This window comes from Achromobacter sp. ACM04 (assembly GCF_014851465.1).
Classification (GTDB): Bacteria; Pseudomonadota; Gammaproteobacteria; order Burkholderiales; family Burkholderiaceae_B; genus Achromobacter; species Achromobacter aegrifaciens.
This window is the reverse complement of sequence record NZ_JACUZS010000001.1, coordinates 2,033,198-2,052,724: the sequence shown is the minus strand read 5'-3', so window position 1 is coordinate 2,052,724 and position 19,527 is coordinate 2,033,198. Positions and strand designations below refer to the sequence as shown.

The 19,527-nt window shown below is 60.0% G+C and carries 22 protein-coding genes and 1 pseudogene; 15 read left to right on the top strand and 8 right to left on the bottom strand.

Annotated elements, in window-relative coordinates; genetic code table 11:
• Positions 1-149 precede the first annotated feature (149 nt).
• Positions 150-508: pseudogene (locus IB259_RS31225) on the bottom strand (transposase); the annotation flags it as partial.
• Positions 509-617: 109 nt separating this feature from the next.
• Between IB259_RS31225 and IB259_RS09610 the strand changes: the two are divergent.
• The 5 genes from IB259_RS09610 to IB259_RS09590 all read left to right on the top strand — a co-directional run bounded on the left by IB259_RS09610 (position 618) and on the right by IB259_RS09590 (position 3,407).
• Positions 618-875, top strand: a complete 258-nt coding sequence (locus tag IB259_RS09610) for a hypothetical protein (protein ID WP_217481788.1) — start codon at positions 618-620, stop codon at positions 873-875.
• A 2-nt stretch (positions 876-877) separates the two neighbouring features.
• A complete protein-coding gene (locus IB259_RS09605) occupies positions 878-1,276 on the top strand; it encodes a hypothetical protein (protein WP_125472612.1) in 399 nt (132 codons plus the stop codon).
• Between the two features lie 407 nt (positions 1,277-1,683).
• Positions 1,684-1,956: a hypothetical protein gene (locus IB259_RS09600; protein ID WP_125472611.1), complete on the top strand. Its 273-nt coding sequence runs from the start codon at positions 1,684-1,686 to the stop codon at positions 1,954-1,956.
• Between the two features lie 501 nt (positions 1,957-2,457).
• On the top strand, positions 2,458-2,940 hold the full coding sequence (locus IB259_RS09595; RefSeq protein ID WP_175214077.1) for a hypothetical protein: 483 nt from the start codon (positions 2,458-2,460) through the stop codon (positions 2,938-2,940).
• An 8-nt stretch (positions 2,941-2,948) separates the two neighbouring features.
• A complete protein-coding gene (locus IB259_RS09590) occupies positions 2,949-3,407 on the top strand; it encodes a hypothetical protein (protein WP_192328646.1) in 459 nt (152 codons plus the stop codon).
• A 104-nt stretch (positions 3,408-3,511) separates the two neighbouring features.
• Here the strand turns inward: IB259_RS09590 and IB259_RS09585 are convergent, their stop codons facing one another.
• Positions 3,512-4,156 carry an IS3 family transposase gene (locus tag IB259_RS09585; protein WP_125472608.1) on the bottom strand — a complete coding sequence of 215 codons (645 nt, stop codon included), beginning with the start codon at positions 4,154-4,156 and terminating at the stop codon, positions 3,512-3,514.
• 638 nt (positions 4,157-4,794) lie between these two features.
• On the opposite strand from IB259_RS09585, the gene IB259_RS09580 reads away from it, so the two are divergent.
• The 6 genes from IB259_RS09580 to IB259_RS09555 all read left to right on the top strand — a co-directional run bounded on the left by IB259_RS09580 (position 4,795) and on the right by IB259_RS09555 (position 10,568).
• Positions 4,795-5,469: a class I SAM-dependent methyltransferase gene (locus tag IB259_RS09580; RefSeq protein WP_119449359.1), complete on the top strand. Its 675-nt coding sequence runs from the start codon at positions 4,795-4,797 to the stop codon at positions 5,467-5,469.
• Between the two features lie 114 nt (positions 5,470-5,583).
• Positions 5,584-7,314 carry a molecular chaperone HscC gene (locus tag IB259_RS09575; RefSeq protein WP_119449360.1) on the top strand — a complete coding sequence of 577 codons (1,731 nt, stop codon included), beginning with the start codon at positions 5,584-5,586 and terminating at the stop codon, positions 7,312-7,314.
• A gap of 4 nt (positions 7,315-7,318) precedes the next feature.
• On the top strand, positions 7,319-8,752 hold the full coding sequence (locus IB259_RS31220) for an energy transducer TonB (RefSeq protein WP_192328644.1): 1,434 nt from the start codon (positions 7,319-7,321) through the stop codon (positions 8,750-8,752).
• 328 nt (positions 8,753-9,080) lie between these two features.
• A complete protein-coding gene (locus IB259_RS09565; RefSeq protein WP_192328641.1) occupies positions 9,081-9,743 on the top strand; it encodes a class I SAM-dependent methyltransferase in 663 nt (220 codons plus the stop codon).
• 127 nt (positions 9,744-9,870) lie between these two features.
• Positions 9,871-10,179, top strand: a complete 309-nt coding sequence (locus IB259_RS09560) for a DUF4148 domain-containing protein (RefSeq protein ID WP_119449262.1) — start codon at positions 9,871-9,873, stop codon at positions 10,177-10,179.
• 26 nt (positions 10,180-10,205) lie between these two features.
• The gene (locus tag IB259_RS09555) at positions 10,206-10,568 is read left to right on the top strand and encodes a winged helix-turn-helix domain-containing protein (RefSeq protein WP_088141465.1); all 363 of its coding nucleotides are present in this window, start codon (positions 10,206-10,208) and stop codon (positions 10,566-10,568) included.
• A gap of 149 nt (positions 10,569-10,717) precedes the next feature.
• Here the strand turns inward: IB259_RS09555 and IB259_RS09550 are convergent, their stop codons facing one another.
• Both IB259_RS09550 and IB259_RS09545 read right to left on the bottom strand, forming a co-directional pair.
• Entirely contained in the window at positions 10,718-11,875 is a 1,158-nt protein-coding gene (locus IB259_RS09550; RefSeq protein WP_175213738.1) for a porin, read from the bottom strand.
• A 191-nt stretch (positions 11,876-12,066) separates the two neighbouring features.
• A complete protein-coding gene (locus tag IB259_RS09545; protein WP_054452588.1) occupies positions 12,067-12,540 on the bottom strand; it encodes an Lrp/AsnC family transcriptional regulator in 474 nt (157 codons plus the stop codon).
• A 108-nt stretch (positions 12,541-12,648) separates the two neighbouring features.
• Here IB259_RS09545 and IB259_RS09540 point away from each other — a divergent pair, with 108 nt between their 5' ends.
• Complete coding sequence (locus IB259_RS09540) at positions 12,649-14,133, top strand: aminotransferase class V-fold PLP-dependent enzyme (protein ID WP_192328639.1); 1,485 nt, start codon at positions 12,649-12,651, stop codon at positions 14,131-14,133.
• Positions 14,134-14,161: 28 nt separating this feature from the next.
• Here IB259_RS09540 and IB259_RS09535 read toward each other — a convergent pair whose 3' ends face one another.
• On the bottom strand, positions 14,162-14,521 hold the full coding sequence (locus tag IB259_RS09535) for a hypothetical protein (RefSeq protein WP_054452577.1): 360 nt from the start codon (positions 14,519-14,521) through the stop codon (positions 14,162-14,164).
• 55 nt (positions 14,522-14,576) lie between these two features.
• A complete protein-coding gene (locus tag IB259_RS09530; protein WP_175164267.1) occupies positions 14,577-15,623 on the bottom strand; it encodes a glycosyltransferase family 9 protein in 1,047 nt (348 codons plus the stop codon).
• A 368-nt stretch (positions 15,624-15,991) separates the two neighbouring features.
• On the opposite strand from IB259_RS09530, the gene fmdA reads away from it, so the two are divergent.
• Together fmdA and IB259_RS09520 are read left to right on the top strand one after the other, a co-directional pair.
• Positions 15,992-17,221, top strand: coding sequence for a formamidase (gene fmdA, locus IB259_RS09525; RefSeq protein WP_054452573.1), 1,230 nt, complete (start codon positions 15,992-15,994; stop codon positions 17,219-17,221).
• Between the two features lie 10 nt (positions 17,222-17,231).
• Positions 17,232-17,564: an FmdB family zinc ribbon protein gene (locus IB259_RS09520; protein WP_125472600.1), complete on the top strand. Its 333-nt coding sequence runs from the start codon at positions 17,232-17,234 to the stop codon at positions 17,562-17,564.
• A gap of 74 nt (positions 17,565-17,638) precedes the next feature.
• Here the strand turns inward: IB259_RS09520 and IB259_RS09515 are convergent, their stop codons facing one another.
• Together IB259_RS09515 and IB259_RS09510 are read right to left on the bottom strand one after the other, a co-directional pair.
• Positions 17,639-18,376: an ABC transporter substrate-binding protein gene (locus IB259_RS09515; protein WP_119449266.1), complete on the bottom strand. Its 738-nt coding sequence runs from the start codon at positions 18,374-18,376 to the stop codon at positions 17,639-17,641.
• Between the two features lie 80 nt (positions 18,377-18,456).
• The gene (locus tag IB259_RS09510) at positions 18,457-18,882 is read right to left on the bottom strand and encodes a copper resistance protein NlpE (RefSeq protein WP_054452565.1); all 426 of its coding nucleotides are present in this window, start codon (positions 18,880-18,882) and stop codon (positions 18,457-18,459) included.
• Positions 18,883-19,045: 163 nt separating this feature from the next.
• Between IB259_RS09510 and IB259_RS09505 the strand changes: the two genes are divergently transcribed.
• A complete protein-coding gene (locus IB259_RS09505) occupies positions 19,046-19,519 on the top strand; it encodes an OsmC family protein (protein ID WP_054452562.1) in 474 nt (157 codons plus the stop codon).
• Positions 19,520-19,527 lie beyond the last annotated feature (8 nt).

Here is a 19,527-nt window from a genome sequence, read left to right as displayed (position 1 = left end):
AGTTATCAGACTCTGAGGTTTTCCCAGGAACTTCCAAGGAAATCCATTTTAATTCAGAGGCTTGAGGTGCGAGGCGAAGTCTGAAGACTCGCTCGTATGTGAACAGGGCGTGCATTGTCAAAAAAGATACCGTCTTGCCCGTCAAGAGATTAGGCGTAATCGGGGCGATAGGATGAACGCGTTTTGAGCACACCGAAGCAGAGATGAGCAAGCTTTCTCATTGCAGCGCCGAGCGCGGACATCTTGCTTTTACCGGCGTCTAGCAGTCGGGCGTAGAGGGCTTGAATATGCGGGTTATAGCGCGTGGCCACAATCGCGGCCATGTACAGCGTTGCTCTCACTCTTGGCGGCCGGCCTTGGATAGACAAGGTCGGCCATTGAGGCTGGTTCCGGATTGCCGCTGTACGGGAATCAGCCCCAGATATGCCGCCAGGCCCTCCGCTGAGTTGATTCGCCTGTTGTGCATGATCGATAGGATCGCGTTCGCTGCTTGCGGTCCGATGGCAGGGCCTAAAATAAGGTGTCAGACTACATTTTCCAAATATGAAAATGTAGTCTGACACCTTTTTTTCCGCGAATTGGATCGACGGTTTTTACAGAAGTACCTAATTCGGGAAATGCTGCCATTTTCCAGGGGGGCAACGGATGACCAAGTTCGGCAATATTTTATGGAGTTGTCTGGTGCCACTGACATGCCTGCTGCTACGAATATTCCTGGGCGAGGAAATATTTATGTGATCAATACACCACAAGGGAATTTTACTTTGCGAGACTTTTCCAGCTCGTCGAGCCAAACCGGGGCAGCATGGACGATTGATTTGCCGGGTGCTTCTGTGGGTAAGAATTTCAATCCTGAAATAAAATTCTTGAGATGATCATGCTTGTAAGAAATGAGAAAGAAATTGTCAGGGATTCATTAGGTTTGTGGATATCTGGATTGTTTAGTGCTGTGTGTGGGTGGAACAAAAATGCATCTTTTATCGAAAAAAAAGAGTTTTTCTTTTTAATTCTGGAAAGGTTGCTTATAGAGAGAAAAGTGATTTTTATTTTGCCGGGGGCTGATTGCTATGTTTCACCGACCAATCCAAATCCCAAGCTGACAGTCGAAAATGTGGGAGCTCAATGGCGCGCGCCTGTATCGGAAATAATAAGTTTCTTGCGGAGTCGGTGGCCAGATTCGGTTAATGATGAAAATGACGAAAATTTAAAATATTATTTCTATGAATTGCCGGGATTGATATGGGTCGAGGAGGATGGGCGGCTCGTGGCATCTTGAGGAAATTTTTTTCTATTTTTATATAGAAAAAAGGTGTCAGACTGGAGTTACCAGGGTTCAGTGGACAGGAGTAGCATCTGAACCGATTGGGGATGATCTATGTCCAAAAAATATGGTGTCAGACTACATTTTCCATAGCCGAAAATGTAGTCTGACACCATATTTTTTGCGGGGGCATCATCCGAGCAGGTTGCTCGTCAACTCCATCAAATGCGTCGAGACTTGGGCGTTCAGTACAAGGATCTGACACCTGCGCCAGAGCTTGAGGTGATATACGCTAGAAATCTCAAGACCTATGGCGATAAGCTGGGGCCAACAATTGATTGGCTTAGGGCTAAAGGTAAGAGTTGGGAGCAAATTATTGAATCCTCAAGTCGACCTGGGGGTAAGGATTTAGGGTTGTAATAATGAGTATGAACATAGAAAAAATAATTCTCGGTGATGAGTATGATGATGCGCTCAGAGATGCTCTTCGTATTGTTCTTGTAAAGAGTGGAGCGGTCGGTGTTGATAAAACTTGGGGTGTTGGCGGATCTCAAGAGATTGAAGCTTTGGTGGTTAGGCTTGGTAGTGATTTGATAACGGTAGAGGCAGAGACTTTTGTCGGTCTAACCGTCAGTGGGCCGAGTGAGATTGTGAAAGATATTGCTCTGAAAGTAAGGATGCAGTTGAGACTTTAGTTCCTAAGCTGCAAAAGGGGCTGGGACAGGAAAAAAAAGGTGTCAGACTACATTTTTCACACCTGAAAATGTAGTTTGACACCTTTTTTTCCGAGTGCGGTGGTTAACAGCGGCAGACTGGAAACGGAGAACAACGGGGTAGCAACCCTGCTCAAGCGCGGTGGGATGGCGGCGCTAGGGGCTTGCTTCCGTTCGCCGGCATGCGAAGAGAAGGTGATCGGGCCAATTGCATTCGCAGTGATCACAGCGATGACCGCAGACTTGATGGGCAAGACGCCTGGCTTATCGGAGGACCAAGCGCTGTTGTTGGCGGTTGTTCAGTACATCGCCACCGGTGGCGAGCCACAGAACATTCCAGGGAAACCCGGAGACCCGGTGCCACCGGGTGGGCGTGCCGCCGGGTGGTGGTGTGGGAACGGTGCCGGATACGCAGTTGCCTGGTAAGTCGGGGATGTGCCTGAGAGTGGTGGGGTGCCGGGAAAGGAGAATAAGGGGCCGTGGGTGGGGGTCACGACCACTACGTCGTTGCCGGATGAGCCCGGGCCATGGTTAATATTTGATAAAGGCGATCTTGGTGGCTCAGAGTATGAAGAACGAGCGCTACCGGGGATTGGTCGACCGTTTCGTGAGCCAAATCCTGATTTTCCACCTAACCATAATGTTGTGGAAGCGATGAGTGATCCGCAGGTGCAGAAGATGGTGAAGGATGTTACGTGCGCAGATTGCTCGGACATTGCGGCCTACTTGTATAAGGAGGCGGGACAAAAGGGGGCAATATTGAATGTTAAACCAGCTCTGCGAAATAACCTGAACGTTCTGGAAAATGGAGTATTAGAAAAAAGGCAAACTTACCATCAAGTTTACTCCGATGGGCAGTACGTATACGATCCACGAGTGTCGTCACGACCGGTGCCGCAAGGTGATTGGCTTCAATTGATGAAAGGGACCAATCCTGACGGAATTTCAATTTCAAAGATTAAGTAGGGGGCGGCATGAATAAGAGTCTGGCTGATGGTGATGAACTATATAAAGTAATAGAAGAGTTTTCCGATTTGGAATGGAGAAAGTTCCAGACGAGAATGGTAATGGTTAGATTGAAAGGGGGAGGGGTCTATCAGAGAGATAATTCCAAAGCCCCTCCGTTTACAACAATTAGATTTAGGAGTGAAAATCGAGAATTTGTCGAAGAACTGCGAAAGGCAGTAGAAGGCTACGAGGGAGATATGGTTTGGAAGATGTTTCCGCACCAAAGATTGATGTTTCCGGATGTCAATTGGGTGATTCGTCCTGCTTTTGTTGACGAAGCGGTTGCAATGGCGGGAGAGGATGTAGGGAATTCACAAGATTTTATGTCGGAGCATTATCCTGACTTTGCGTTGAAAGCGTATAAAGATATGTTGGGATTGGCCAAACATGTTCGCAAAGAGCTTGAGAAAAAATATAAGATATGAGATTGAAAAATGGTGTCAGACTCTGAAGAAAATAAGGTGTCAGACTACATTTTTCACAATAAAGGTGTCAGACTGAGCTGACCCGGATTTCTCGGACAGTTTGGTTAAGGCACGGAGGCCTCGACCTGGGCAGGGGTTCGATAACCTAGCCCCTGGTGGATTCGCTGGCGGTTATAGAAGACCTCAATGTAGTTAAAGATCGCCAGCCGCGCATGCTCCCTGCTGTGGAAGACCTTGTGATGCGTTAATTCGTTCTTTAAGTTGCTGAAGAAGCTCTCTGCGACGGCATTATCGTAGGGATCCCCCTTGGCGCTCATGCTGATGATGATGCCGTGGTCCTTAAGCATGCCTCGGTACTCTGCCGAACTGTACTGCGCACCGCGATCGCTGTGGTGCAACAGTCCAGGATCGGGACGGCGCCGGGCTAGGGCCATTTGAAGTGCATGGACCAACAACCTGCGGTCGGCCTTCTCGGCCATGCTCCAGCCGATCACCGACCGAGAGTAGAGATCCAGCAGTACGGCCAGATATAGCCAGCCTGTCCGTGTTGGTACAACCGTTATGTCGCCCACCCAGACTTTATTGGGACATTGCACGGTGAACTGACGTTGCAGGCGGTTCGGGGCTGGCCCCAGTAGCGAATGCTTCTCCAGCCGACGAAACCGCTGCTTGCGCAGCGCCTCGATGCCGGCCTGGCATCGCAGTCTTGCGACGCGATGCTTGCCGCACGCCACGCCGTTGGCGTTCAAAAAAAGGTGTCAGACTACATTTTTCACAGCTGAAAATGTAGTCTGACACCTTTTTTCCCCTTAATTAAATAGGCGGGGTGGCGGACGGCCTTGTCAACGCCGGTTAGTGGGCGTGGCGTTGGGTATGTGAGAATTAATAAAACTATGTTTATTTTTTTTGGCGCCATTCGGCCAAAAATAAAAAATCAGACCGGCATTAAGAATAGCCGTGCCTTGCCGTTAGGAATAAGTAGAGAAGGCATGGTTTTTGGCTTCCATCTGGAACGGTAGGGCGTAGAAATCCTGTCTCAATGCAGCGCTGCGGGGCGATGCATAGGGGGAACGCTGGATAGATTGAATCAATAAATAACCGTCCATCGGACGGTCCAGCCAGGATTCCCCTCCACGCAACCTGTTCATGTCCAAGGTTTTGGACGAATGGGGCGTGGCCTGCGACTGCCGAAGTGGTATCGGAATGACAAATCTTCGAATAAATAATATTCCAGCTTGAGATAGCTACGATTCGTCAGCTATCCCCAAAGTCAAGGAAGAATTCGAATAAATAATAGACCTCACAAAAAAGGTGAGGCTGGCACCCTGCGGAGGGCTGCTTTGGTACTTGGTGCCATACGGGTTTGTTTTTGAAGTTCTGGAGGATCATGAAGTTCGTAAAAAAAATACCTTACGGGCTGAAGCGCGCCGTTTTTCGCGCGTCTCCGGCCCTTGCCAGAACACTAGGCCTGGATTTCCGCTTGCGGGTGCCTAGCCGGATGTTCATGGAGCAAGAAGTCTTCAAGTACGTCAATCAGCAGTTCCGCCGCGCGGCGACCGCTCCGGCTGCGAGGTGCTTGTTCATCGGCTTGGATAAGCACAACTGGCACTACGACCGTCTGCTGGACCTAGACTTCTATTCGATAGACCTGAATCCGCGCAATGCGGCCTACGGCCCGCCCGGCAGGCACGTGGTAGGTTCGGCGACCGAATTGTCTTCGTACTATCCGCCGAACAGCTTCGATGTGATTTTTGCAAATGGGCTTATCGGTTTCGGTTTGGATACCGAGGAAGCGTTCAATCAGCTGATGTTCGAATGCCATCGCGTCCTGGCCAGCGACGGGATGCTGGTGCTGGGCTATAACGACAAGCCCGACCGTCTGAGCTTCAAGGTTGAACAGGCTGCAGGCTTTGAGGCCTTCAAGACTTTTGAACCCGGCATAACAGGAATGACTGGCGCGCGTCACATCGTGGCGGACGGGTTCCGGCATTGTTATGTGTTCCTTCGTCCACGGCGCTTGGGTCATGCGGCGGGCCAGATGGATCTGGTTGCTGCGGCCTGACCGGGTCGCGGCCGCTACATTTTTCCCATTTCTGGCCGTTAATCGTAGGTCCTTTGGGGCGTTCCGCGCTTGTGCGGAGCGCCCGTATTTATGGAACCGGAACAGGCTTTTCTCATGATCATCGGTATCGACCTGGGTACGACAAATAGCTTGGCGGCCCTGTGGCAGGACGGCCGGGCGCGCCTGGTGCCCAATCCGTTGGGGAGCTTTCTGACACCCTCCTGCGTAAGCCTGGATGAAGATGGCCGTGTGCTGGTGGGGCAGGCCGCCCAAGAGCGCCTTCAAACGCATCCCGAGCGCACCGCCGCGTTGTTCAAGCGGCACATGGGCAGCGACAAGCTGTTCCAGTTGGGCGACAAGGAGTTCCGCGCCGAAGAACTATCGTCGCTGGTGCTGCGCGCGCTGAAGGCAGACGCCGAAGCCGTGCTGGGCCACCCGGTTACCGAGGCCGTGATCAGCGTACCGGCCTACTTTTCCGACTCGCAGCGCAAGGCAACGCGCAACGCGGGGATGTTGGCGGGCCTGACCGTCGAACGTCTGGTCAACGAACCCACCGCGGCCGCCCTGGCCTATGGTCTGCACCAGAGCGAGGACGAGACTCAGTTCCTGGTTTTTGACCTTGGTGGCGGCACGTTCGATGTGTCGGTGCTGGAACTGTTTGAAGGCGTGATGGAGGTGCGCGCCACCGCCGGCGACAACTTCCTTGGCGGCGAGGATTTCGTCAATGAGATCGTTCAGAAATTCTTCGATACCCATGCGCGGGCGGCGGCTGCGCGCGAGGACCGGCGCTTCATGCAACGGCTGCTGGCGCAGGCTGAAAGCGCCAAGCGCCAGTTGTCGACGCAAGCTGCAGCCCGCATTGCGCTGGACTGGCGCGGCGAAGAATATGCGTTCGAATTGAGCCAGGAACTGCTTGGGCAGTTGTGCACGCCGCTGCTGACGCGTTTGCGCATGCCGGTTGAGCGCTCATTGCGCGATGCCAACATCAAGAGCCATGACATCGCCACCGTGGTGCTGGCGGGCGGCGCCACGCGCATGCCGCTGGTGCGCCAGCTGGTCACGCGCATGTTCGGCCGCTTTCCGAATGCCGAGATGGATCCCGATCAAGTGGTGGCGGCAGGCGCTGCGGTGATGGCGGGGCTAAAGATGAAGGACCAGGCGCTGGAAGAGGTCGTGATGACCGACGTATGTCCCTACACGCTGGGCATCAGCACCACGCGCACCACCTCGTCTGGACAGCGTTTGCCGGGCCAGTTTTCGCCCATCATCGAACGCAACACCATCGTGCCGGTCAGCCGCCAGGAAACATACATGCCGATGGAAGACGGCCAGGGCGAGGTCGAGCTGCACATCTACCAGGGAGAGTCCCGCCTTGTCCGCGACAACATCCTGCTAGGCACCCTGAACATGCCGTTGCCGCGCTTGTCGCGGTTGGAAAGCGCCATCAATGTGCGTTTTACCTATGACGTGAACGGATTGTTGGAGGTCGAGGCTGCGCTGGCGCAGGGCGGCGCGGCACAACGTCTGGTGATTCAGGGCGGCGGCACGCAGATGAGCGACGCCGATATCCAGCGCCGCCTGGGTGTATTGGCCGAGTTGAAGATCCATCCCCGGGAGCTGGCGGTCAACCGCGCCTTGGTGGCGCGGGCCGAGCGTGTCTACCAGGTGGCGCGCGGCAATGACCGTGAACTGCTCGCCCACGAAATAGTGCTGTTTGAACAGGCGCTGGAAACCCAGGAGGAGCGGCTTGCCGTGCGTGCAGCAGAGCGGCTGCGTCGCGTGGTCGACGTCCTTGAACGGGCCGCCGTGTTTGCTCCAGGTTTTGATCCCACACAACAGGACTAGTACGGTGGCAGCAGCGAGCTTTACCAGATTGGGCATCGAGCCCACCAGCGACCAGAAGGTCATCCGCCGCGCCTATGCGGCGGCGCTCAAGCGGATCGACCAGGCCGCTGACCCGGAAGGCTTTGCCAACCTGCGCGGCGCATACGAGCATGCGCGATCCTGGGCCGAGATACAGATCGAGGAAGGGGAATCCGCCGCTTGCAGTGCGTTGCCTTTGTCCGACGCGCCGCAAGCGGGACCTGACGCAGCGCCGGGGGACACGCCCGAGTTCGCGCCCGAGTCCGGGATGGAAGCGGTCCCGAGGCAAGCACCGCCAGCGCATGCGCAGGAGCCAGGGCCAGCGGTTCAAGCAGAATGGTTTCCGCCATCCCGAGAGGAACTGGAAGCAGATATCGAGCACTGGACCGGCCGCCTGATGCAGGCGCCCGATGACGAGGTTGCGCAGATGCTCGCTAGCGCCCTGGCTGACCGCCGGCTAGACCATCTGGAGGCCAGGGACGCTCTGGCCTGGAGCCTGGCCCGGGCGATGCGCCTGCAGCCGGACGGCCGCCTGGCGCTCTTCAATGGCGCGCGCCGGGCGTTCGGCTGGAACGGCCTGAGTGCGCCATTTCCGCATGACCAGGACCTATCCGATTGGGTCGACATGCTGTTGGACCAGATGGAGCAGTACAGCCAGCTGCCGCCGCCCTTGCGTGTGCGCCTGGATGCAGTCCTGAGGTTGGCGCACAGGTGGGCTGAACCCAATCTTGTACAAGCGTACTGGCATGGAAGGGATTTCGCACAGTTGTTGGGCATTGCGCCTGATCTGTCGGTGCTGGACCTGGGATGGGCGCGCATCGAGGCATGGCGCGCGGCTTCCGCACGCTTTGACCGCGGCCGGAACGCGTTGCGGTGGTTGGCGGCCAACAAGCTGAAGATGGTGCTTGCGGCGATTTGCGTCATGGGATTGGTTTTGATGTACCGGGACGCGCGCGACGGCACGACCTACGAGAAGCCAGGGCCGACCCGGGAGCAACTGGCGAATGGCCTGGTGACCGTGCATGCGCAACGCGCGGCACCCGAAGTTCAACCCTGCCAGGTTCGATCTCCGCTTTCGCCGCCGTTGGGTTGTCCCGTGGCGCAGGCGGATCAGGCGTCGCCTGAGCCATGGCCGACGGCCATGCCCAAGACGCTGGTCATTACCGGCGTTCCCGCGCTGTCCTATCCACCGCAGGCCAAGTCGGCTGGGGCCAAGGGCACAGTCTGGGTACGTGTGATGCTGGATGCGCAGGGCAAGGTGCTGCGTAGCGCGCTGATGTTCCCATCAGGGAACCGCACCTTGGATCAGGCTGCCGTCGAAGCCTCGGGCGCGGTGCGCATGATGCCCGCGATCCAGGATGGCAACGCAGTGCCGAGCCAGGCGCTGCTTGTGTTCAGTTATGAGATGGACGTTCCGTGAATCCGGTGTTGACGTGCAGCTCCGCCCGCGATGATAAAAAAAGGAGATTGACAGCATCATTCTCATCGATCCCGGAACGGCCATTTCACGACCCGCGACGCCAAGTCAGTTCGCAACGTGAATGCCGGACGCCAGGAATCATGGACGCCTTGAGCCTTGTCTTGCAGGTCCGGACCTGCGGTCTGCTGCCGCTACAAGAATAGGTAAATACGAGTCCAGAAAAACTCAGAATAGAAGAAAAAGCCTCAACCTAGAATTCAAAAAAATGACGCTGATGGCCTGCTGGAAGGCCACTCGGATATAGGCGCTATTCGGGGTTTTAGGGATCATGAAGTTCATAAAAAAAATATCGTATGCCCTGAAACGCGCGGCTTTTAGGGCTTCTCCGGCTCTTGCCAAATCGCTAGGCGTCGATTTCCGGCTGCGTGTGCCTAGCCGGATGTTCATGGAGCAGGAGGTCTTCGACTACGTCAATGAACATTTCCGCCGCGGCGCGGCGGCGCCGGCGGCCAGGTGCCTTTTCATTGGCCTGGACAAGCACAACTGGCATTACGACCGGCTGCTGGATCTGGACTTCTATTCGATCGACCTGAATCCGCGCAACGCCGCCTACGGCCCGCCCAACAGGCACGTGGTGGGTTCGGCGACTGAACTGTCTGCCTACTATCCGCCCCATAGCTTTGACGTGGTGTTCGCCAATGGGCTGATCGGCTTCGGCCTGGATACGGAAGAAGCATTCAATCAGCTGATGTTTGAATGCCATCGTGTCCTGGCCGACGATGGGATGCTGGTGCTTGGCTACAACGACAAACCGGAGCGCCTGAGTTTCGTGGTCGAGCAGGCCAAGGGGTTTCAGGTTTTCAAGACATTCGAGCCCGGTATCGCGGGGACGACGGGCGCGCGCCACGTCGTGGCGGATGGATTCCAGCATTGCTATGTGTTCCTGAGGCCGCGGCGCCTGGGATTCGCTGAGCAGGGCCTGGCTTGGTAGCGGCATCGCGGGCCACGCGCCCGCGGTCCGCCATTTCAAAAACGTAATCCCGCTATCCGCTTTCTGTCCGCATCGCTTTCCTAGAATTTGATCGTGCAGTCCCCTCCACGATACATAGGAAACAAGCATGCAGATCATCCGCAAAGCCGCATTCATCCTGGCACTGTCGGCCGCCGCTACCGGCGCGGCGCTGGCGCAGTCCGCGCCGCCGCCCGCTGGTTTGGCCAATCCTTATGGCCCCTCGTTGACGCGCGCCGAAGTGCTGGCCGACCTGGCGCTCTGGAAGCGCGCGGGGGTGGACCGGTTCTGGCGCGGCGAAGAGACGCCGGACATCTATAGCCCGGAGTACAAGGCGGCATTCACCGAATACTTCCGCCTGCGTTCGGGGCCGGAGTACCAGGCTGAAGTACAACGCCAGAACGCGTCGCGGCGATAGCCGCCGGCGCGGCAGGAGCGCCCGGCGTGGCCGAATCCTCCGTGATCAATCCCCCCGAGTCCAGCCCCAGGTTGCAGCTTGCCGACCTGGAGCTGGACTTGTTGCGTTGCCGCGCCTACCGCGACCGGCAGTTCCTGCCGCTCACGCCCAAGGAATTCGGCTTGCTGGCTTTTCTGATGCAGCGGCCTGGGGTCGTATGCGTGGGATGGGAGCTGGCCGAGCAGGTCTGGAAAATGAAGCTGCATATCCACGACAAGCGCAATTTCAAGTCGCATGCGGTTGCGGTCGCCATGCGCAGGCTGCGCAAGAAAGTGGACGCAGGCCCGGGGCCCAAGCTGCTGCATACGATACGGGGCGGCAGCTATATGCTGGCGGCGGGTCCTTTGTGATCGGCACAAGCCTTCATGCGCGGCGGGCAACTGCGCGGTGTCAAAAAAACGCGCGCCGGAAAGGCGCGCGGCGATCATCTGGCCTTCCCTTCGCGGAGGAGGGCGCGATCAAGGGACTCCCTGCATACAGCGTCTTGTGAAAGCTTGCGCTAGAACCGGTGGCGGATGCCCATGTTCACTTCGGTCGCCTTGACGTTGTCCAGGAACGCCCAGTTGGTGGTGTAGGACGCTACCGCATACAGATCGGTCCGCTTGGACAGGTTGTAGTTGTAGCCCAGGCTGTAGGTGTTGCTGGTGGCGTCGCCACCAGTGAGCTGCTTGTTGTTGGCGTCGGCGCGCTGCCACGATGCGAACGCGCCGCCGGATCTGCCGACCGGGGCGGCCAGCGCCAGCATGTAGGCGTTGGAGCGGAAGCCCTTGACGAATGCGTAGGACGGGGTGCCGGTGAAGCCGCCGATGCTGCCGCCATTGGGGAAGCCTTTGCCCGCGAACCAGCCGTCGCTCATGCGGTTGTAGGCCAGGGCGACCTTGACGACCTCGAAGTCGTAGGAGCCGCCGACAATGTAGGAGCGCGGCGTGGCGTCGGTCTGGCTTGGGCTCAGCTTGTTCGAGGCATTGAGCTGGTCATAGGTGGCAAAGCCCATCACGGGGCCGTTGTCGTAGCGCAGGCCGGCCGTGATGGCGCGGGTGTTGTCGGCGGTGGCGAAGCCTGTCTGGGCCAGGCGGCGGTCGTCGGCGTTGAAGGCATAGCCGACTGCGCCCTTGAAGCCGCCCATCGACGGGGTTTCATAGACGACCAGGTTGTCGTAGCGCACGAAGTAGGCCGAGCTGAAGCCCAGGCCCGCGCCGGTGTTCAACTGATTGAAGCCGCCGCCGAACGATGAGCCGAACATGCCGGTGAAGTAGCGCGCGGCGACGTTGTATTGCCGGCCCAGGCGGACTTCGCCCCAGTCGGCGCTGCCCAGGCCCACGGTGGCTTCGCGGCCGAACAGGCGGCCGCTTTGCAGCGAGTTGCCGTTGCGGCTGTCGTAGCCGGACTCCAGCTGAAAGAGCGCATACAGGCCGTCGCCCAGGTCTTCCTTGCCGCGCAGGCCCCAGCGCGAACCCGCGGTGGTGCCGGTGGTGGATCCGATGCGGCTGCTGTCGACGCGGGTGCGGCTGCCGGTGGCGGGATCGGTGTAGGCGCCGTCGACGTTGGCGTAGCCGATGCCGGTGTCGATAAGGCCATAGAGCGTGACGGAAGAGGGCTGCGCATAGGCGGCGCCAGACAGTGCCGTGGCGGCCGCCGCGGCGTATAGCTTTTTCATGGGGACTCCGTGAGCGGGGAAGATCGATATGCGTCATACCGACCGGAAGCCACGGAAACCATGTCTTCTGGCGGATTGGCAGGGCCAGTGTGCAGGCCGTCGCCCGACAATCCGCAGTCATTGGAATTACAAATCCGATCGTCCCGGCGTCACGGTTCTGTCATGTCCGCATGGGTCGTACCCCGCCTGCCTTATCCCTCCAATCCCCCCAGATCCGGAGGCCGGTTCTCGATGATGGCCTCCATGCTGAAGAACCCGGTCACCGTGGAAAGCTCGAAATCCGTGATCAGCTTCTGGTAGAAGCGGTCGTACCCGGCCATGCCGCGGCAGACCACCTTGATCAGGTAATCCCAGTCCCCGCCGATGCGATAGAACTCCGTGACTTCGGGCAGGCGTTCCACATGTTGGCGAAAGCCGTCAGCCCAGGCCTTGGCGTGATGGCTGGTGCGGATCATCACGAAGACCGTCAGGTCCAGTCCCAGTTCGACCAGATTGACCTCGGCCCGGGTGCCGCGAATGATGCCGCAGGCGTTCAAGCGCTGCAGCCTGCGCCAGCAGGCGTTTTGCGACAGGCCGACGCGATCGGCCAGCTCGCGTTGCGACAGCGCGCCGTCCTTTTGCAGGCAGGAGATGATATTCAGATCAAATTTATCTATTTTTTCCATTTAAAAGATCAAATGACCCAATTTATTAGGTTTTTGGCAAAATTTAGGTGAGGTTTCAAATTTCTTTCCATCGTATGATATTTCGGTGTGCCCAGGAACATCCCCGACATGAATACGCCTACCAAAACGACCCCCGCCAAGATCACTCCGTTGCAGCAATTCCAGGAAAGCCTGAAGACGGACGACGTGGCCGCGGCGCTGGCCGAGGGGCTGATCGGCAAGGATGCGGTGGTCGAGGGGCCCTATGGCATCAAGCCGCTGGTGTACGCCGACTACGTTGCGTCCGGCCGGGCGCTGATGCAGGTCGAGCGTTTCATTCTTGAGCAGGTGCTGCCGTACTACGCCAACTCACATACCGAGGCGTCATACTGCGGCGGTTTCATTACCCGCCTGCGCCGCGAGGCGCGCGCGGCGATTGCGCGGTGCTGCGGCGCGAGCGATGAGCATGCCGTGATTTTTGCGGGGTCTGGCGCGACGGCGGGGATCAACCGGCTGGTGCATCTGTTCGGCGTGCGCGAGGCCATCGCCGCGGGCCGCAAGGTGCGCATCATCATCGGCCCCTACGAACACCATTCCAACATCCTGCCGTGGCGCGAATGCGGCGCTGAAGTCGTCGAGCTGGCGGAAAGCCCGGAAGGCGGCCCCGAGCTGGCCCAGCTGGACGCGGCGCTGCAAGCCGGGAAGGGCGCGCTGGTCGTCTGCGCGCTGTCGGCGGCTTCGAACGTGACGGGCATCGTGGCGGACGTGGCGGCAGTGACCCGGCGCGTCAAGGCCGCGGGCGCCAAGATGCTGTGGGACTACGCAGGCGGCGCGCCCTATCTGCCGATCCGGATGACGCCCGCCGCCGACGCGGCGATCGACGCGATTGTTTTTTCGCCGCACAAATTCATCGGCGGTCCGGGCGCGTCTGGGGTGCTGATCGTGCGCCGCGACGCGGTGCTGGACACCAAGCCCACCTGGCCCGGCGGCGGTACGGTGCGCTTCGTTTCGCCCGCGGGCCACGACTACAGCGGCAGCCTGGAAGCGCGCGAGGAAGCGGGCACGCCCAATGTGGTGGGCGATATCCGCGCCGCGCTGGTGCTGCTGGTGAAGGAAGCCCTGGGCGCCGACTTCATGCGCCAGCGCAATCAACACTTCGTGGAGCGTGCGCTGGCCAGATGGCAAGGCATCGCGCAGCTGGAGCTGCTGGGTTCGCTGACGGCGGCGCGCCTGCCGATCTTCTCGTTCCGGGTGCGCAATGGACGCGGCGGCTTCGTGCACCAGCAACTGGTGACGCGCATGCTGAGCGACCGCTTCGGCATCCAGGCGCGCGGCGGTTGCGCCTGCGCGGGACCCTACGTGCATCGCCTGCTGGATATCGACGCTGAAGAATCGCAGCAGATGCGCCAGGCCATCCTGGACGGCCGGGAAATGGAAAAGCCAGGCTTCATCCGCTTGAACTTCAGCGTGCTGCTGCCCGACGAGAAAGCCGATTTCATCCTGGATTCGGTGCTGGCGCTGGCCGCGGATGCGACCGAGTTCGAGCACCGCTACGGCTTCGATCCAAGCCGGGCCATCTTCTTCCCGCACAGCGCTGAGAAGCAGGCCGCCTGAGCCGCGCGCCCGCCGGCTGGCGGGCCGCTCAATCCTTCATCTGCAGGCCGCAGGTTCTGATCCATGCGGCCTTTTTGTCGGCCAGTTCCTCGGACGCGTCGCTCAGCGCGCGCGCCATCTTCGCCGGAAACTCGACCCCCTTGCGGCGGCAGGCCTCGAAGTCGTCGACCAGGGCGTAGCGCGCATCCAGCAGGTCCAGCCGGCCCTGGCACAGCTCGCGATTCAATTGCAGATCGTTGGATGCTTCGCGCGTGCGCTGCACGTCCTGCGCGCGGTCGATGCGCGCCTGCTCTGCCTGGACCTGCGCAACGCAGTCTTGCGCGACGGCGGGGGCGCTGGCGGCGCAGAGGAGCAGGACGGCGAGGGAGCGTCGGTCAAGAGCGGCCATGCGGGGATACCTTGGGAATGCGACTGAATGGGCAGCATCATAACTGCCGCGAGCATCAGTGCGCCGGATGGGCAGATCCGTCCGAACCCGCTGCCGCCAGATGCTTCCAGATCGCCTCGGCCACTGTCTGCGGCGCAATGCTGGCCATGTCGCCCTTTACGGCGGCTTCAATCGGATGCAGCCAGGGCACATACCGCAACGCAGGAGTGGCGCCGAACAGACCTATGGTCGGTATTCCGTGGGCCGCCGCAATGTGCATGCCCATGCTGTCGTTGGAAACAAACACCGAACAGCGCGCGATCAGCGCCTGGCTATCGCATATGTCCGTGGCCTGTTGCGTTGCGTCCAACAAAACAATGGACTCGGGCAGCAAGCTGCGAATTTCTTGGGCGATCTCCTGGACATCGCTGCCGCCCACCAATGCAAAACGCAGTCCGCTATCTTGCGCATGCAAGATGCGCGCGACCTCCGCAAATGCTCTGCCGCTATAGCGTTTACAGGGTATCGATCCATTCAAGCCGAAGCCAACCGTCCGCGATTGCGCTTGGCAGAACTGGATGGCCTTGCTGCTCGCCGAATCCGTACAGAATAGCGACGGATAACGTGGCTCATACTGATAGCCAGCCTTGGCATACAACAAGGGCAGCCATGTATAGATGTCGGGGTGCGGGGTTCCTTTGCGGCGTACCCAGAGACGATGCGTGAGCAGTGCCGCGAGATGCGGATGATGCATGCGTACGAAACCGATGCGCCGTGGAATTCCTGCCAAGCGGGCCGCCAGCGCAATGTGAGTACGGAAGGTAAAGAGAAACAGGCTGTCGTAGGCGCGATCCGCCAGGACCTGCTTCACCCGTGTGATTCGTTCCCAGCCTTGCAGCCGGTTTTCCGATCGCAGCGAGATGACTTCCCCTACATAGGGCTGAGCGCGGAACAGTTCTTGCGCGGACTCATTTTGAGTCATGAGCAATGAGACCGTCCCTCCGGCTTGTTCGGCCAATGCCCGGGCAAAAACCATGCTGAGCACTCCGTCGCCGATGCCGCCGGAAATATAAATCGCACAATTTCGCGCAGTGCTGCACGAGACGGAGGGGGCGGTCGACATGGCATCCAATAGATACGCTCACTGCCCTTTGAAAAGGAACTGAATTTCGGATCCATTAGTCTGGCGGAGGTATGTTTCCTGCGTGTGTAGTTTTTTGTATTGAATATATGGAAAGAGTGTTGTGCGATGGCCCTGGATCAGGTGATGGCAGGTGGGGGTGCAGCGGGCGCATGACGCATCCCATGCCTCTTAAGTTCTACTCCAATTTATCCCCTGGTTACTGGTCGAAAACCCAGTTTACGGTTGCCTGAAACTCGCCTACTGTTCTTTACATATCAACGACTTGCAACGCCGCCTGGCGCGCTCGCGAGACAGTCGGAGATAGAAATTTCTGTTTTATCAACAAGTTACGTTGGAGATGAAAGAGAATGACCGATACCCTCATCAAGGTCGACCTGGCCCAATCCCCCTACGAGAACGCACAGATCCACAATCGCTGGCATCCGGACATTCCGATGGCCGTGTGGGTCAAGCCCGGGGATGACTTCGTGCTGGAAACCTATGACTGGACCGGCGGCGCAATCAAGAACGACGACAGCGCCGACGACGTCCGCGACGTAGACCTGTCCACGGTGCACTTTCTCTCGGGGCCGGTGGGCGTGGAAGGGGCCGAGCCTGGCGACTTGCTGGTGGTGGACCTGCTGGACATCGGCGCCAAGCCGGACAGCCTGTGGGGGTTCAACGGCTTCTTCAGCCGCAATAACGGCGGCGGCTTCCTGACCGAGCATTTTCCGCACGCGCAGAAATCCATCTGGGATTTCCATGGCATGTTCACGTCGTCCCGCCATATCCCGGGCGTGAACTTCGCCGGGTTGATCCATCCCGGGCTGATCGGCTGCCTGCCGGACAAGAAGCTTCTGGATACCTGGAACCGGCGCGAGCAGGCGCTGATCGACACCAATCCCAACCGCGTGCCGCCGCTGGCCAATCCGCCCGCGCCGAAGACGGCGCACATGGGCGCCATGCAGGGAGCGGAGCGCGACAAGGCGGCGGGCGAAGGCGCGCGCACGGTGCCGCCGCGCGAGCACGGCGGCAACTGCGACATCAAGGATCTTTCGCGCGGCGCGCGCGTGTTCTTTCCGGTCTATGTGAAGGGCGGCGGCCTGTCGGTGGGCGACCTGCATTTTTCGCAGGGCGACGGCGAGATCACGTTCTGCGGCGCCATTGAAATGGCGGGCTGGGTGCACATGCGCGTGTCGCTGATCAAGGGCGGCATGGACAAGTACGCGATCAGGAATCCGATCTTCAAGCCCAGCCCGATCACGCCGGCCTACAAGGACTTCCTGATCTTCGAAGGCATTTCGGTGGACGAATCCGGCAAGCAGCACTACCTGGACGTGAACGTCGCGTACCGGCAGGCCTGCCTGAACGCCATCGAGTACCTGAAGAAGTTCGGCTATTCGGGCGCCCAGGCGTATTCGTTGCTGGGCTGCGCGCCGGTGCAGGGGCATATCAGCGGGGTGGTGGACATCCCCAACTCCTGCGCCACGCTGTGGCTGCCGACGGAGATTTTCGACTTCGACATCCAACCGTCAGCGTCCGGCCCCGTCAAGCACATCCAGGGCGGCGTGGACATGCCGCTGTCGCGCGACCGCTAGGAGCCATCCCATGCCCATGTATGACTATGCCTGCGGCGATTGCGGCGAGTTCGCGGCGCTGGTGCCCCTGGCCCAGTGGCGCGATCCCGCGGCCTGCCCGCAATGCGGCGCGATGTGCGGCCGCATCCTGGGCGGGGCGCCGGCGATATCGGCGCTATCTTCCGCGGTGAACCGGGCGCGCGCGGTCAATGAGCGCAGCGCCCACGAGCCGCGCAGTTCGCGTTCCGGCCACGGCATGAATTGCGGATGCTGCTCCGGCGGCAAGACGGCGGGCAAGACGCGCACCACGCCCGATGGGGCGAAGTCGTTCGCGGGCGCAAGGCCCTGGATGATCAGCCACTGAGGACGCGACGATGGCGCATAAAACAAGGCCCCGCTCGAGCGGGGCCTTGTTCTTGCGAGGCGCGAGCAGCGGGCTCAGGCCTCCAGTGGCGCCACCGCGGCGCCCTGGATCTTGTGGCGGGCCAGGGCTTCGGCGACGAAGCCCGATTTCTTCATGGCCTCGACGAAGGCGGCCAGGTAGGCGCTGGCCTTGTCGCCGCGGCTCTTGGGCACGCCCATGGCCTGCCGGATCAGCATGAAGTGGCCGTCCAACAGGCGCAGGCCGCCCAGGCGCTGCGCGTCGGCTTCAAGCTGCTGCTTCACGCCTGCGGCGACTTCCATGTTTTCCTGCATGAAGGTGTCGACGACGGCGGGCGAGGTTGGCGCGCGGAAGATCTCCGCCTGCTTGAGTTCCCGCGTGAGGTGCAGGTCGTAGGCGCTGCCCTTGCCGACCACCACGCGCTGGCCCTTGCGGTCCACCTGGTCCATGCTGGCGATGGGCGAGTCCTGGCGCACCAGGTACGCGCCTTCGATGACCACGTAGGGCGCGGTGAATGCGATCTGCGCGCCGCGCAGCGGATCGATGGCGAAGAAGCCCACGTCGGCCTCTTCTGCGGCTACGGCATTGACGGATTCGCCGGCCGACTTGAAGACCACCAGTTCCAGTTGCACGTCCAGGCGCCGCGCTAGTTCTGTTGCCAGGTCGACCGAGACGCCGCCGGCCTGGCCGGTGACGGGATCGGCGTGGGCGAGGATGGGATTGCCCAGGTTGATGGACGCGCGCAACGCGCCGGTGGGGGCGAAGGCGGAAAGCAGCTCGTGGTCGGTCTTCATGGTTTCCTTGGGCGTAGGGGCGCGCGCTGGCGCGCACGATGCGGCAAGCATAGCCGCAAGCGCGCGCGTTGCGCGATGCCTTATTGTGCGCGGCGCAGTACGTAGTGCGGGGCCAGCGGACCTGTAGGTCGGGTGCCGTCGCGGTACAGCATGGTCACCTGGTTTTCGCCCACGAAGTAGCGCTGGCTGTCGCCGGACGCGTCCAGGCGGATGGTGCTGCCGTCGGACTCCCAGCTGAATGTGCCGGTTACCACCTCGGGCTGCGGCTGGCGGTCCAGGTACTGGGTCTGTCTTTCGTAGCGGCCATCCTGTTCCAAGGTCAGGCGGGTTCGGATGCCCGGGCAGTCGGCGCAGGGCAGGGTGCCTTCGTAGCTGCCGGCCCAGTCCAGCGAATCGCGGGCGGTGTGGCTGTCGACGGGGGCGGAACCGCCGGCGCCGGGCCGGGAGGGCGCGCAGCCGGCGAGCAGGGCTAGCGTCAGGGCGCAGGTCAGGGTGGTTTTCATCATGGCGAGCTCCTGTTTGGCAAACCGGTCACGATACGGACAGTAACGGGGCGGTGCTGAAACGGGATGTAAAGCGCGGGGGCCGGCAGCGGCCGTGCATGCGCTACGCTACCTTATTTTCCAGGCGCACCGGCCCGGGCCTTCCCTCTTGAACAGGACGATTCCGATGAAAGGCGAACACCGTTACAACGTCACCGTCGACTGGACCGGCAACACCGGCTCCGGCACGTCCAGCTACGCGGCCTATTCCCGCGACCACGTGATCCGTGCGGCGGGCAAGCCCGATGTGCCGGGATCGTCCGATCCGGCCTTCCGCGGCGATCCCGCGCGCTGGAATCCCGAGGACATGCTGGTGGCGTCGCTGTCCGCGTGCCACAAGCTCTGGTATCTGCACTTCTGCGCGGTCGAAGGGGTGACGGTGGAGGCCTACCGCGACGAGGCCGAAGGCGTCATGGTCGAGGACCGCGAGCGTGGCGGCTTCTTCAGCGCCGTCACCTTGCGCCCCGAAGTGACCATCCGCGCTGGCGACGACGCTGCGCTGGCGGCCGAACTGCACGAGCGCGCGCATCATTTCTGCTTCATCGCCAATTCGGTCAACTTCCCGGTGCGTTGCGAGCCGCGCATCGTGCAAGCTGCCTGAGGACCATC

Coding starts and splice junctions, on each gene's coding strand:
- IB259_RS09560 (WP_119449262.1), top strand. CDS start 9,871: ATGCAGATCATCCGCAAAGCCGCATTCATCCTGGCACTGTCGGCCGCC.
- IB259_RS09520 (WP_125472600.1), top strand. CDS start 17,232: ATGCCCATGTATGACTATGCCTGCGGCGATTGCGGCGAGTTCGCGGCG.
- IB259_RS09610 (WP_217481788.1), top strand. CDS start 618: ATGCTGCCATTTTCCAGGGGGGCAACGGATGACCAAGTTCGGCAATAT.
- IB259_RS09545 (WP_054452588.1), bottom strand. CDS start 12,540: ATGGAAAAAATAGATAAATTTGATCTGAATATCATCTCCTGCCTGCAA.
- IB259_RS09530 (WP_175164267.1), bottom strand. CDS start 15,623: ATGTCGACCGCCCCCTCCGTCTCGTGCAGCACTGCGCGAAATTGTGCG.
- IB259_RS09540 (WP_192328639.1), top strand. CDS start 12,649: ATGAATACGCCTACCAAAACGACCCCCGCCAAGATCACTCCGTTGCAG.
- fmdA (WP_054452573.1), top strand. CDS start 15,992: ATGACCGATACCCTCATCAAGGTCGACCTGGCCCAATCCCCCTACGAG.
- IB259_RS09505 (WP_054452562.1), top strand. CDS start 19,046: ATGAAAGGCGAACACCGTTACAACGTCACCGTCGACTGGACCGGCAAC.
- IB259_RS09550 (WP_175213738.1), bottom strand. CDS start 11,875: ATGAAAAAGCTATACGCCGCGGCGGCCGCCACGGCACTGTCTGGCGCC.
- IB259_RS09580 (WP_119449359.1), top strand. CDS start 4,795: ATGAAGTTCGTAAAAAAAATACCTTACGGGCTGAAGCGCGCCGTTTTT.
- IB259_RS09510 (WP_054452565.1), bottom strand. CDS start 18,882: ATGATGAAAACCACCCTGACCTGCGCCCTGACGCTAGCCCTGCTCGCC.
- IB259_RS09605 (WP_125472612.1), top strand. CDS start 878: ATGCTTGTAAGAAATGAGAAAGAAATTGTCAGGGATTCATTAGGTTTG.
- IB259_RS09590 (WP_192328646.1), top strand. CDS start 2,949: ATGAATAAGAGTCTGGCTGATGGTGATGAACTATATAAAGTAATAGAA.
- IB259_RS09565 (WP_192328641.1), top strand. CDS start 9,081: ATGAAGTTCATAAAAAAAATATCGTATGCCCTGAAACGCGCGGCTTTT.
- IB259_RS09600 (WP_125472611.1), top strand. CDS start 1,684: ATGAGTATGAACATAGAAAAAATAATTCTCGGTGATGAGTATGATGAT.
- IB259_RS09515 (WP_119449266.1), bottom strand. CDS start 18,376: ATGAAGACCGACCACGAGCTGCTTTCCGCCTTCGCCCCCACCGGCGCG.
- IB259_RS09575 (WP_119449360.1), top strand. CDS start 5,584: ATGATCATCGGTATCGACCTGGGTACGACAAATAGCTTGGCGGCCCTG.
- IB259_RS09535 (WP_054452577.1), bottom strand. CDS start 14,521: ATGGCCGCTCTTGACCGACGCTCCCTCGCCGTCCTGCTCCTCTGCGCC.